10 protein-coding genes and 1 pseudogene are annotated in these 11,595 nt (G+C 58.7%); 9 read left to right on the top strand and 2 right to left on the bottom strand.

The window, feature by feature from the left end; genetic code table 11:
• Both H3Z84_RS16905 and H3Z84_RS04095 read left to right on the top strand, forming a co-directional pair.
• On the top strand, positions 1-221 hold a 221-nt coding region (locus H3Z84_RS16905; RefSeq protein ID WP_206768821.1), incomplete at its 5' end, for a hypothetical protein.
• A 219-nt stretch (positions 222-440) separates the two neighbouring features.
• A complete protein-coding gene (locus H3Z84_RS04095; protein WP_199456484.1) occupies positions 441-1,652 on the top strand; it encodes an argininosuccinate synthase in 1,212 nt (403 codons plus the stop codon).
• A gap of 227 nt (positions 1,653-1,879) precedes the next feature.
• On the opposite strand, the gene H3Z84_RS04100 is transcribed toward H3Z84_RS04095, so the two are convergent.
• Positions 1,880-2,851 carry a response regulator gene (locus tag H3Z84_RS04100; protein WP_058341017.1) on the bottom strand — a complete coding sequence of 324 codons (972 nt, stop codon included), beginning with the start codon at positions 2,849-2,851 and terminating at the stop codon, positions 1,880-1,882.
• A 137-nt stretch (positions 2,852-2,988) separates the two neighbouring features.
• Here H3Z84_RS04100 and H3Z84_RS04105 point away from each other — a divergent pair, with 137 nt between their 5' ends.
• Positions 2,989-3,471 carry a YajQ family cyclic di-GMP-binding protein gene (locus H3Z84_RS04105; protein ID WP_022989470.1) on the top strand — a complete coding sequence of 161 codons (483 nt, stop codon included), beginning with the start codon at positions 2,989-2,991 and terminating at the stop codon, positions 3,469-3,471.
• A gap of 78 nt (positions 3,472-3,549) precedes the next feature.
• Complete coding sequence (locus tag H3Z84_RS04110) at positions 3,550-4,857, top strand: AmpG family muropeptide MFS transporter (RefSeq protein WP_199456486.1); 1,308 nt, start codon at positions 3,550-3,552, stop codon at positions 4,855-4,857.
• A gap of 119 nt (positions 4,858-4,976) precedes the next feature.
• Here H3Z84_RS04110 and H3Z84_RS04115 read toward each other — a convergent pair whose 3' ends face one another.
• Positions 4,977-6,431 carry a protein adenylyltransferase SelO gene (locus H3Z84_RS04115; protein WP_199456488.1) on the bottom strand — a complete coding sequence of 485 codons (1,455 nt, stop codon included), beginning with the start codon at positions 6,429-6,431 and terminating at the stop codon, positions 4,977-4,979.
• Between the two features lie 115 nt (positions 6,432-6,546).
• Between H3Z84_RS04115 and H3Z84_RS04120 the strand changes: the two genes are divergently transcribed.
• From H3Z84_RS04120 to tssI, 5 genes and pseudogenes are all read left to right on the top strand, one after another.
• Positions 6,547-7,350, top strand: a complete 804-nt coding sequence (locus tag H3Z84_RS04120) for an HAD-IIB family hydrolase (RefSeq protein ID WP_199456490.1) — start codon at positions 6,547-6,549, stop codon at positions 7,348-7,350.
• Positions 7,351-7,362: 12 nt separating this feature from the next.
• The gene (locus H3Z84_RS04125; protein ID WP_199456492.1) at positions 7,363-8,586 is read left to right on the top strand and encodes a glycosyl transferase; all 1,224 of its coding nucleotides are present in this window, start codon (positions 7,363-7,365) and stop codon (positions 8,584-8,586) included.
• Complete coding sequence (locus H3Z84_RS04130) at positions 8,583-10,328, top strand: alpha-amylase family glycosyl hydrolase (RefSeq protein WP_199456494.1); 1,746 nt, start codon at positions 8,583-8,585, stop codon at positions 10,326-10,328. Before H3Z84_RS04125 ends, H3Z84_RS04130 begins: the two co-directional genes overlap by 4 nt.
• Before the next feature lie 111 nt (positions 10,329-10,439).
• Positions 10,440-10,628: pseudogene (locus H3Z84_RS17025) on the top strand (DUF4172 domain-containing protein); the annotation flags it as partial.
• A gap of 112 nt (positions 10,629-10,740) precedes the next feature.
• The coding region (gene tssI, locus H3Z84_RS04135) for a type VI secretion system tip protein TssI/VgrG (RefSeq protein WP_199456501.1) at positions 10,741-11,595 on the top strand (855 nt) is incomplete at its 3' end.

Consider the following 11,595-nt stretch of genomic DNA (forward strand, 5'->3'; position numbering starts at 1 on the left):
GAGGTTTTTGCCAGGTCGATGCCGATCACGGTATTCTGATGCATGGTCTCCTCCTTAACTCTTGGATAGTGTCTGCAACCTCTATCCTGGCGCATTGCGACGCCGATTTGGAGTGGGGAGGAGACCATCCCATCTCGGAAGAACACGGAAAAAAGAAAAAGAAAAGTGATTTGCCACGAAATCCACTAAAGAACACGAAATTAAAGACGAAGACGTTTTAGGTTCTAGTTAGTAATCTTTGTTCGTGTTTTTTCGTGGATTTCGTGGCAAAAAAGGCTTTAAGTCTTTTATTTTTCCGTGTCCTTCCGTGGATTCTGTGGCAAAAAAGTCTTCAGTCTTCCCCCTCCGCAGCCTTCTGTCGAATAGCCATTCCCCCGGCCATCCCGTACAATATGGCGCTTCTATTCAATACATCCATTCTGTTCAGTCTGGAGCAAAGCATGTCTGATATTAAAAAGGTGGTGCTGGCCTATTCCGGTGGCCTGGATACTTCCGTTATTGTTCGGTGGTTGCAAGACACCTACGGCTGCGAGGTGGTGACCTTCACCGCCGACATCGGCCAGGGCGAGGAAGTTGAGCCGGCGCGTGCCAAGGCGGAGGCGCTGGGCGTTAAGGAAATCTACATCGAGGACCTGCGCGAAGAGTTTGTGCGCGATTACGTGTTCCCGATGTTCCGCGCCAATACCATCTACGAGGGCGAGTACCTGCTGGGTACCTCCATTGCCCGCCCGCTGATTGCCAAGCGTCTGATCGACATTGCCAATGAAACCGGCGCCGATGCGATTTCCCACGGTGCGACCGGTAAGGGTAACGACCAGGTGCGTTTCGAGCTGGGCGCCTACGCGCTGAAGCCAGGTGTGAAGGTGATTGCTCCCTGGCGTGAGTGGGATCTGAACTCCCGCGAGAAGCTGCTGCAGTACTGCGAAGAGCGCAACATTCCGGTGGAAATGAAGAAGGGCAAGAGCCCGTACTCCATGGACGCCAACCTGCTGCACATTTCCTACGAAGGCATGAACCTGGAAGATCCCTGGTCCGAAGCCGAGGAAGAGATGTGGCGCTGGAGTGTGTCTCCGGAGGCCGCTCCCGAGAAGCCGACTTACGTTGAGCTGACTTACAGGAAGGGCGACATTGTTGCCGTTGATGGTCAGGAAATGAAGCCGCACGTGGTTCTGGAAACCCTGAACAAGCTGGCCGGCGAGAACGGTATCGGTCGTCTGGACATCGTTGAGAACCGCTACGTGGGCATGAAGTCCCGCGGCTGCTATGAAACACCGGGCGGCACCATCATGCTGCGCGCTCACCGCGCCATCGAGTCCATCACCCTGGACCGCGAAGTGGCCCACCTGAAAGACAGCCTGATGCCGCGCTATGCCGAGGTGATCTACAACGGCTACTGGTGGTCCCCGGAGCGTGAAGCCCTGCAGGCGCTGATCGACCAGACCCAGGAATACGTGAACGGTACCGTTCGCCTGAAGCTGTACAAGGGTAACGTAGACGTTGTTGGCCGGAAGTCTGAAGACTCTCTGTTCGACGAGAAGATCGCCACCTTTGAAGAAGACCAGGGTGCGTACGATCAGAAGGATGCGGAAGGCTTTATCAAGCTGAATGCGCTGCGGCTGCGGATTGCGGCTGGGAAGGGGCGTAAGCTCTAAGTAATAAAAAAGCCAGCTCATATGAGCTGGCTTGAAAATACTTCGGAAAGAACGAAAGTGCCTGAAAAATTCGTTAATCCTGTGGGAGAGTACCCATACGGCGGCGGAGGTACTGCACGGCTCCTCCGCCATGGGTGGATACTGCTTCATTCCACGCTGTCAGATTAAGGCCTTCCGTTCTCTCTGTCTGTTTGTGATCTGTGTCGCAGTGTTACGGTGTGTAGTTCTTATACGCCTTCCCGTATTTCCGGTGTGATTTCCACGAAGCGACGGGTTTCGTAGGCATCTATAAGGCCTTGTATCGAGGCTTTTTCCATATCCTGTACAGACGGCGTGCCTTCTTCAGCGCTGGCGCGGCAAAGGGCCATGCCGGCTTCTACGGAAATGTAACCGGCGGTGGTTTTCAGGGCTTTGTGGTTGATGCCGTCGAAGATGCGCCGGAAGGCGGTGGGTGTGCAGTGGTCGCTGTTGGGGAAGTAAGACACGATCACGAACTGGTTGTCACCAATGCGGCACAGGGCGTCGATGGGGCGGATCAGGCTGTTCAGGCGGCGGGCGATGCCGATGGCCAGTTCGCTCATGACGCTGGGCGGGTGTTTGCGCTTCAGGTCTTGCCAGTTACGGATGCCGCACATCACATAGGCACTGGCGCCGCCACGGGATTCGGCATGGCGCAGGATTTTCTGCAGGCGCTGGCGGGCGTACTTGGCGTTGCACAGGCCGGTTTCGAGGTCGATGATGTTGCTGGATTCCAGCTCCCGGTTATTCTCCACCAGTAAGGCGTTGGCCCGCAGCAGGGTGTTCTGGCGGTCTGCCATGCGGTCTGCAGCGAAGATGCGGGGAATCAGCTGCTTGGTCATGTCGGACTTGTAGATGAAGTCATCCACGCCCCGGTCGAAGGCTACCAACAGGGCTTCCACGCTTTCCCTGGCTGTCAGCAGGATCACGTAGGTGTAGTGGTTGGTCTGTTCGTCCAGCTGGCGCACCTGGTCTGTGAGTTCCAGGCCGTCCATCTCAGGCATCAGCCAGTCTGCAATCAGGACGCTCACCGGGCGTTCTTCCATCAGTTTCAGGGCCGCCGGGGCGTTGTTGGCGATGCGTATGTCGCGGTAACCGGCATTTCGCAAGGTGCGGCCAACCACCATACTGCTGAATTTGGCGTCGTCTACTACGAGGATGGGAAGGTCCAGGTTTGGCATTGTTTATCTACTTCTTACCAGTCCATTGTCGGGTGCGGTTCGCCTTGGCTCTTGGTATGCTTTGGCGGTTCCGGCGCAGCCGCTGTTAATCATGTCGCCACAGTATACCTCTGTGTTGCCTTTGGAGAATGACGACCATGCCTTCTTTTGACATTGTTTCCGAAATTGAAATGCACGAAGTAACCAACGCGGTGGACCAGGCCAAGCGTGATCTGGGCAACCGTTGGGACTTCAAGAATGTAGACGCGAACATCGAGCTGGAAGACAAGCGGATTACCGTGAGCGCCGAGCAGGAATTCCAGCTGGAGCAGCTGATTGATTTGCTGCGGATGGCTTTCGCCAAACGCAATATCGACGCCCGGGCCCTGGCGGAAGACGGCGAGAGCAAGGCCGGCAAGCTGGTGAAGCAGCACTTTGCCCTGAAGCAGGGTATCGAAACCGATATGGCGAAGAAGATCGTGAAGATGATCAAAGACCAGAAGATGAAGGTGCAGGCCAGCATCCAGGGTGACAAGGTGCGGGTAACCGGGAAGAAGCGGGACGACCTGCAGGAAGCCATTGCCATGCTGCGCGAAGCGGAACTGGATATCCCGCTGCAATTCAATAACTTCCGCGACTGATCCGGAGATTTCACTATCGTACCCGGCACCCGCCTTGCCCTGCTGAAAGACGCCCTGTACACCTACACCCGCTGGCAGGTGATTGCCATGCTGTTTCTCGGGTTTTCGGCCGGGTTGCCGTTTTTGCTGGTGTTTTCCACTCTGAATGCGCGGCTGGCGGATGTGGGGGTGGAAACCGCGACCATCGGCTTTTTCAGCTGGCTGGGCATTACCTATTCCATCAAAGTGTTCTGGGCCCCGGTGGTGGACCGGCTGAAGCTGCCGGTGCTGAACCGGCTGTTCGGCAAGCGCCGGAGCTGGATTCTGCTGGCCCAGGCGGGCATTGCCACGGGCCTGTATCTGATGGCAGCGGTGGACCCCCTTTCTGCCCCGGAAACCCTGGCTTTGTGCGGGTTGCTGGTGGCCTTCTCCTCGGCCACGCAGGATGTGGCCATTGATGCCTACCGTATTGAAATCGCGGAAGAGCGGCTGCAGGCGGCGCTGGCGGCGACCTATATTTTCGGGTACCGGTTGGCCCTGCTGGTGGCTGGTGCCGGGGCTTTGTACCTGGCGGAGTTCTGGTCCTGGCAGGTGTCTTACCAGGTGATGGCGGCGCTGGTGGGTGTGGGCGTGCTGACGGTGCTGGTGGCCCGGGAGCCTGAGGTGAACCACTTTGCTGCGGCCGAAGACATTGCTGAGAAAGTTCAGGAAGAGGCTGCACGCCGTGGGCACCTTCCGCCCCGACTGGCGAAGCTGGCGGGCTGGTTCTACGCCGCCGTGGCCGGGCCCTTTGTGGACTTCTTCCGCCGCTATAAAGAGCTCGCCATTGTGATTCTGGTGCTGGTGGCCGTGTACCGCATTTCAGACATTGCCATGGGTGTGATGGCCAACCCTTTCTATCTGGATTTTATGGGGTTCAGCAAAACCCAGGTGGCCGATGTGACCAAGGTGTTCGGCTTCTTTATGACCATTCTCGGCTCGATGGTGGGCGGGGTGCTGGTGGTGCGATACGGCGTGCGCCGGATTCTGCTGGCCGGGGCCATCATGACCGCTGCCACCAACCTGCTGTTTGTGGTGCTGGCCCAGTACCCGCCGGATATCAAGTTGCTGGCCCTGGTGGTGAGTGCCGATAACCTGAGTGGTGGGATTGCTAACGTGGCGCTGATTGCCTGGCTTTCCAGTATGACCAGTGCTTCGTTTACCGCTACCCAGTATGCGTTGTTCAGTTCGTTGATGACGTTGCCCGGGAAGTTTCTTGGTGGGTTTTCAGGGATTGTGGTGGCGGATTTCGGGTATGCGCAGTTCTTCCTGGTGGCTGGGGTGATGGGGGTGCCGGCTATTTTGTTGGTGCTTTATATTATGCGGCATGGTCGGAGATTGGATGCGTTGGCTCCGGTTAAGGGCTGATTTGGGAGTGGGCTTAGGCAACGGGGTCAGACCCTCTCGCGGCCCTAAGGCCCAAAGACGCGAGCGGGTCTGACCCCTGCGCGATCGGGTCTGACCCCTGCGCGAGTGGCTTTGACACCTTACGATGAGCAGCTGATGTTCAGGTGTTTGCCCCAGTCTGGGGGGAGGGCGGCGTAGTGTTCGTGTTCGGGTTGTTCGTCGAAGGGGGTTTCCAGCACTTTGAGTAGCTCTTTCATGGGAGCGTAGTCGCCGTTCTGGGCTTCCATGATGACTTGCTGGGCCAGGTAGTTGCGCAGGATGTATTTGGGGTTTACCTGGCGCATGGCGTATTCCCGTTCGTCGTGGGCCCGGGTTTCTTTTTGCAGGCGGGCTTCATAGCGTTCCAGCCATTCGTCTGCCACGCTTCTGTCTGCAAACAGGTCCCGCACCGGGGCGTTGCCGTGGCGGTGCAGGTTGGAGATGCCGCGGAAGAAGTGGGTGTAGTCTACCCGGTGTTCGTGCAGCATGCTGAAAGTGTCCATGATCAGGGCCATGTCTGCGTCGTCGGTTTCTTCCAGCCCGAGCTTGGCCTGCATGTTGTGCTTGAAGCGCTGGTTGTAGGCGGTTTCATAGCTGCCGAGGCATTCGCGCACGGTGTCTTCTTCCATGATCGGCAGCAGGGCGTTGGCCAGGTAATGGCAGTTGGTGAAGCCGATCTGGGGCTGGCGGTTGTAGGCGTAGCGGCCTTCGTGGTCGGAATGGTTGCAGACGAAGCCTGCGTCGAAGTCGTCCAGGAAGGCGTAGGGGCCGTAGTCGAAGGTGTCGCCGATGATGGACATGTTATCGCTGTTCATCACTCCGTGGCAGAAGCCGACCGCCTGCCAGTCTGCAATCAGCCGGGCGGTGCGTTCCACTACCTCGGTAAACCAGCGGGCGTGGCGTTGCGGCTCCGGCAGCTCGATCAGGTGCGGGAAGTGCAGCGAAATCACGTGCTCCAGAAGGGTTTTCACGGCCTCCGGGCCGTCATGGTAAGCGGCGAATTCGAAGTGGCCAAAGCGGATATGGCTTTTGGCGACGCGCATCAGGGCGGCGGCGGTTTCGATGGATTCACGCCGGACCGGGTCTTTGGCGCTGATCATAAACAGCGCCCGGGTGGTTGGAATGCCCAGCCCGTGCATGGCTTCCGAACACAGGTATTCCCGAATGGTGGAGCGCAACACCGCCCGGCCGTCGCCAAACCGCGAATAGGGCGTAGTGCCCGCGCCTTTCAGGTGCCAGTCCCACCGGGTGCCATCTGGCGCCACGGTTTCCCACAGCAATAACCCCCTGCCATCCCCCAGCTCCGGGTTGTACATGCCGAACTGGTGGCCGGTGTATTTCATCGCCACCGGGTCCATCCCTTCCAGCAATTCCGCCCCGGCGCCTACTTGTGCCCAGTCGCTCTCATCCTGAACATGAAACCCCAGCTGCGCCGCAAGCTTGTGGTTAAAGCACACCATCTTTGGCTGCGAAAGCGGCGTGGGCTTCACCCGGCTGTAGAAGCTGTCCGGCAGGTCCAGGTAGCGGTGTTCAACTTTGAAGGTTTCGTTGGTCATGGATTGGCCTGGTTTTTGAATCGGTCTCTGAAACGGGGTCAGACCCCCAGTACATTTGGTGCCATGAAATGTATCGGGGGTCAGACCCCCTCAGAGTGCAGAGTGGAGGTGGCGAATGCAACCACGGCTGGTGGTTTTTACCGATCTGGATGGCACTTTGCTGGACCACCACAGCTATAGCTGGCGGGCGGCATTGCCGGCGATGGAGCGGCTGGCGGCTAACGGGATTCCGCTGGTGCTGAATTCCAGCAAGACAGCGGTGGAGATGCGGGAGTTGCAGCGGGCGATGGGCCTGCGGGCGCCGTTTATTGCCGAGAACGGGGCGGCGGTGGTGATTCCGGCGGGATGTCTGAACAACCCGCAGGAGGAGGTGGTGCATGTGGGTGTTCCCCATAACGAGCTGATACGCACGCTTTTGGTGCAGCGGGAGGGCGGTGCACGATTCCGGGGCTTTTCTGACCTGTCGGCGCGGGAGCTGGCGCAGCTGACGGGGCTGAAAGAAGGTGAGGCAGCCCGGGCAAAACAGCGCCTGGCTACCGAGCCTTTGCTGTGGGATGGAACCGACGCCGAACTGGCGCAATTCCGCGCCGCGCTTGGGCTTGCGGGGTTGCGACTGGTGCAGGGCGGGCGCTTCTGGCATGTCATGGGAACCTTCGATAAGGCAGAGGGGGCCCGTTTTTTGCTGAGTCGTTACCAGGAGTGTTTCGGCAATGAGCCGGTGATCACCATCGCCCTGGGCGACAGCCCGAACGACCAGCGCATGCTGGAAGAGGCCGATATTCCGGTGGTGATAAGCGGGGCGAACAGTGAACAGCTTCAGTTTTCGTCCCCCCGGCACGCCATGCGCTCCCTCAGACCCGGCCCCGAGGGCTGGAACGCCTGCGTACTCAACCTGCTTCTGGAGTACGGTTATCAGTAAAGGAGAGCCGCCATGGGCGACTTTTACCAGAACGGCATTGTTACCACCCTGCATAACCTTGTGCGCCGCCCGGTGGAAGACATAGAGGCCGACCTGATGCGCTTTCGCAAAGCCCGGCCTATGTCGCTGGTGCTGCCATCCCTGTATTCGGAACTCGAAGGCCCGGCGCTGCAGAACATTGTGCAAGAGCTCACCCGTGTGCCTTACCTGGACGAGGTGGTGATCGGCCTGGATCGCGCCAGTGAGGACCAGTACCGACATGCCTTGGAATACTTTTCGGACCTGCCGCAACCGTTCAAGGTGTTGTGGAACGACGGCCCGAGGCTGCGGGCGCTGGACCTGAAACTGCGGGAGCAAAATCTGGCGCCGACAGAAATGGGCAAGGGCCGGAATGTGTGGTACTGCTTCGGCTATGTGCTGGCGTCCGGCGTGAGCGAGTCTGTCGCGCTGCACGATTGCGACATTCTGACCTATTCCCGGGATCTGCTCGCGCGGCTGATCTACCCAGTTGCCAACCCGGGCTTCAACTACATGTTCTGCAAGGGCTATTACGCCCGGGTGGCGGACAGCAAGATGAATGGCCGGGTCAGCCGGCTGCTGGTGACACCGCTGATCCGCGCCCTGAAGAAGGTCTGCGGGCCTAACGATTTCCTGGATTACCTGGACAGCTACCGCTACCCGCTGGCGGGTGAGTTCTCCTTCCGCACCGATGTGATCAATGACCTGCGCATCCCCAGCGACTGGGGCCTGGAAATCGGCGTGTTGTCGGAAATGAAGCGCAACTACGCCACCAACCGCTTGTGCCAGGTGGATGTGGCGGATGTGTATGACCACAAGCACCAGGAATTGTCGCCGGAAGATGCCAGCCGGGGCCTGTCGAAGATGAGCATGGACATCGCCAAGGCACTGTTCCGCAAGCTGGCCACCAATGGCGAGATCTTCTCCAACGAGAAATTCCGTACCCTCAAAGCGAGCTATTTCCGCATCGCCCTGGATTTTGTCGAAACCTACCAGAACGACGCCATGATCAATGGACTGAGTTTTGACCGCCACAAAGAAGAAAAGGCGGTGGAACTGTTTGCCCAGAACGTGATGCGCGCCGGGGCATACTTCCTGGATAACCCCATGGATACGCCGTTTATTCCCAGCTGGAATCGGGTGACCAGTGCTATTCCCGATATTCGTGAGCAGCTGCTGGAGGCGGTGGAGCTGGACAACGAGGAGTTCCGGCCATGAGCCAGTCACTCGAAAGCCGTCTGGTGACCATGTTGGAGGTAGTTTATCCGGCGCTGGATTGCGAGTTTCTGTCGGATCAGTTGCTGGATGCCATGGGCCTGGACCCGGAGGCCGAGCCGCCGCCCGCGCAACAGAACAACTGGAGCCAGGCGGATGTGGTGCTGATCACTTACGCCGACACGGTACAGCGCCCGGATGAAAAACCGCTGGTGACCCTGAAGCGGTTTCTGGACGACTGCCTGCGGGAGTCGGTGACGGCCGTGCACATTCTGCCGTTCTTCCCCTACAGCTCAGACGATGGCTTTGCGGTGATGGATTACCTGGCGGTGAACGAATCCCACGGCAGCTGGGAAGATATCGAAGCCATCGCCCGGGATTACAAACTGATGGCGGACCTGGTGATCAACCACATGTCGGCCCGCAGCCGCTGGTTCGAGAACTTTCGCAAGCGGGTGGGGCCGGGCAAGGATTACTTTGTTGAAGCCAATCCCAAAGATGACCTGAGCCAGGTGGTTCGGCCCCGCACCTCGCCCCTGCTGAATCCGGTGCAGACCGAGGACGGCGAGCGCTATGTGTGGTGTACCTTCAGCGAAGACCAGGTGGACCTGAATTTCGCCAACCCGGAGGTGCTGATCGAATTCGCCGGTATCATTCGTTATTACCTGGAGCGGGGTGTGAAGATTTTCCGGCTGGATGCGGTGGCCTTCCTCTGGAAAGAGCCGGGTACGCCCTGTATTCATCTGCAGCAGACCCACGAGCTGATCAAGATTCTGCGGCTGCTGATTGAGCATCACACCGCAGATGCCGTGGTGATCACCGAAACCAACGTGCCCAATCGGGAGAACCTGACCTACTTCGGCAACGCCAACGAAGCCCATGCCATCTATAACTTTTCACTGCCGCCACTGCTGATCAACACCCTGGTGACCGGTAATTGCCGCCATTTGAAAACCTGGCTGATGGGCATGCCGCCGGCGCAGATGGGCACCACCTACCTGAACTTTATCGCCTCCCATGACGGCATAGGGATGCGCCCCACCGACGGGCTGCTGGACGAAGACGAGAAGCAGCGGCTGATCAATACCCTGGAGTCTTTCGGGGGCAAGGTGTCTTACCGGCGCACGGCCGATGGCCGGGATCAGCCCTATGAAATGAACATTGCCCTGTGGGATGCCCTGAAAGGCACGGCCGAGGGTGGAGCAGACGACTGGCAGCTGCAGCGCTTTCTGTGTGCCCACACCATCATGCTGGCGCTGGAAGGTATTCCGGCTTTCTATATTCACAGCCTGCTGGCCACCGGCAACGACCTCGACCGTGTGGAACATACCGGCCGGCTGCGTTCCATCAACCGTAGCCAGTGGCAGCTGGAAAGGCTGGAGGCAACGCTGGCTGATCCCCTCAGCCATCACAGCAAGGTGTACCGGGAACTCAAACGCCTGATTGCCATCCGCCGGGCCCAGCCCGCCTTCCACCCCAACGCCACCCAGTTCACCCTGCACCTGGGCCTGCAACTGTTCGGGTTCTGGCGCCAGAGCCTGCGCCGGGAGCAATCCATCTTCTGCATCCACAACATCAGCGCCGAAGTGCAACAAGTGGCCCTCAGCGACATCAACCTGATCAGCACAGACCAATGGACAGACCTGCTCTCCGACCAGCCCATCGAAGACCTCAGCGGCACGATTACCCTGAAACCTTACCAATGCCTCTGGCTGGGGGTCAGACCCCCGATACATTTGGCATGACGAAATGTACTGCGGGTCTGACCCGAATAGGCAGGTTTTTTCGGCTCATGTATACCTGACAAGAACAAGACTGGCCGCGTTTCACGTGGGATGAGGGTGCTCTGCGCTCCTCGGTTGCTTGATTCTGCCGGCGAGGAATTTGGGGAAGGCATCAACGCCCGGAAGTACCAGTCTCTGGCTAAGGTCAGCAAGGCGACGGCTACGCGGGATTTGACGGACTTAGTGGAGAAAGGTTGTATTTTTCAGTTAGCCGGGGGCGGACGCAGTACCCGCTATGCCTTGTTGCTGCACAGTGACTGATTGACCAAGCCGGTTTGTGACCGGGTTGTTTGTAATGCCGTGCCGGGTGGTTATAATCGGCGCTGCTCAGGATGAGTCTGTTATAACCATTTAAACTTCAGGGACCGAAGTTATGCCCCAGGCAAGCGGATTGCAGTTCACCGCCCGTGTAGGCGAATTCCCCTCTGATCACTTTTCGGTAGTTGGCTTCGCGCTAACCGAACAGCTGTCTTCTTTGTTTCATGGCCGGTTAGAGCTGGCCAGTACTGATCCCGATGTAGCGGCGGCTGACATTCTGGAACAACCGGTAGACCTGGTGGTTTGGCAGAATGGCCAGCCCCTGCGCCGCTTCACCGGTGTGGTGAACGAGTTTGTTCGTGGCAACACCGGCCACCGTCGCACCCGCTATGAAGTGGTCATCCAGCCGCCGTTATGGCGTCTGGGCCTGATGCACAACAGCCGCATTTTCCAGGCCCAGAGCACCGACGCCATTGTGCGAACCTTGCTGGAAGAGCGGGGCATAGCGGATTCGGTGTTTGATCTGAAGCGCCCGCCGGCCGAACGGGAATACTGCGTTCAGCACCGGGAAAGCGACCTGCAATTCTTGGAACGCCTGGCCGCCGAAGAGGGCTGGCACTACCGCTACCAGCACGGCAGCGTGGATGGCGAGGAACAATCGGCGTTAATCATTGCCGACCACCACGGCGATGCCCCGAAACTGGACCCGGTGACCTGCAACACTAGAGCCGGCGGCAGCACCCAACAAGCCTGCGTGTTCAGCTTTGCCTATGAAGAGCGGGTGCGTGCGTCCTCCGTGGCGATGAAGGACTACACCTTCAAGAACCCGGCCTATGCCCTGATGCACGAACACAGTGCAGGAAGCCCGAGCCACCGGGAAGATTATCAGCATTACGATTATCCCGGCCGCTACAAAGCCGACGCCAGTGGCCAACCGTTCACCCAGGCCAGACTGGACGCCCTGAGAAAC

The organism is Marinobacter sp. bablab_jr003, from assembly GCF_016464245.1.
Taxonomy (GTDB): domain Bacteria; phylum Pseudomonadota; class Gammaproteobacteria; order Pseudomonadales; family Oleiphilaceae; genus Marinobacter; species Marinobacter vinifirmus.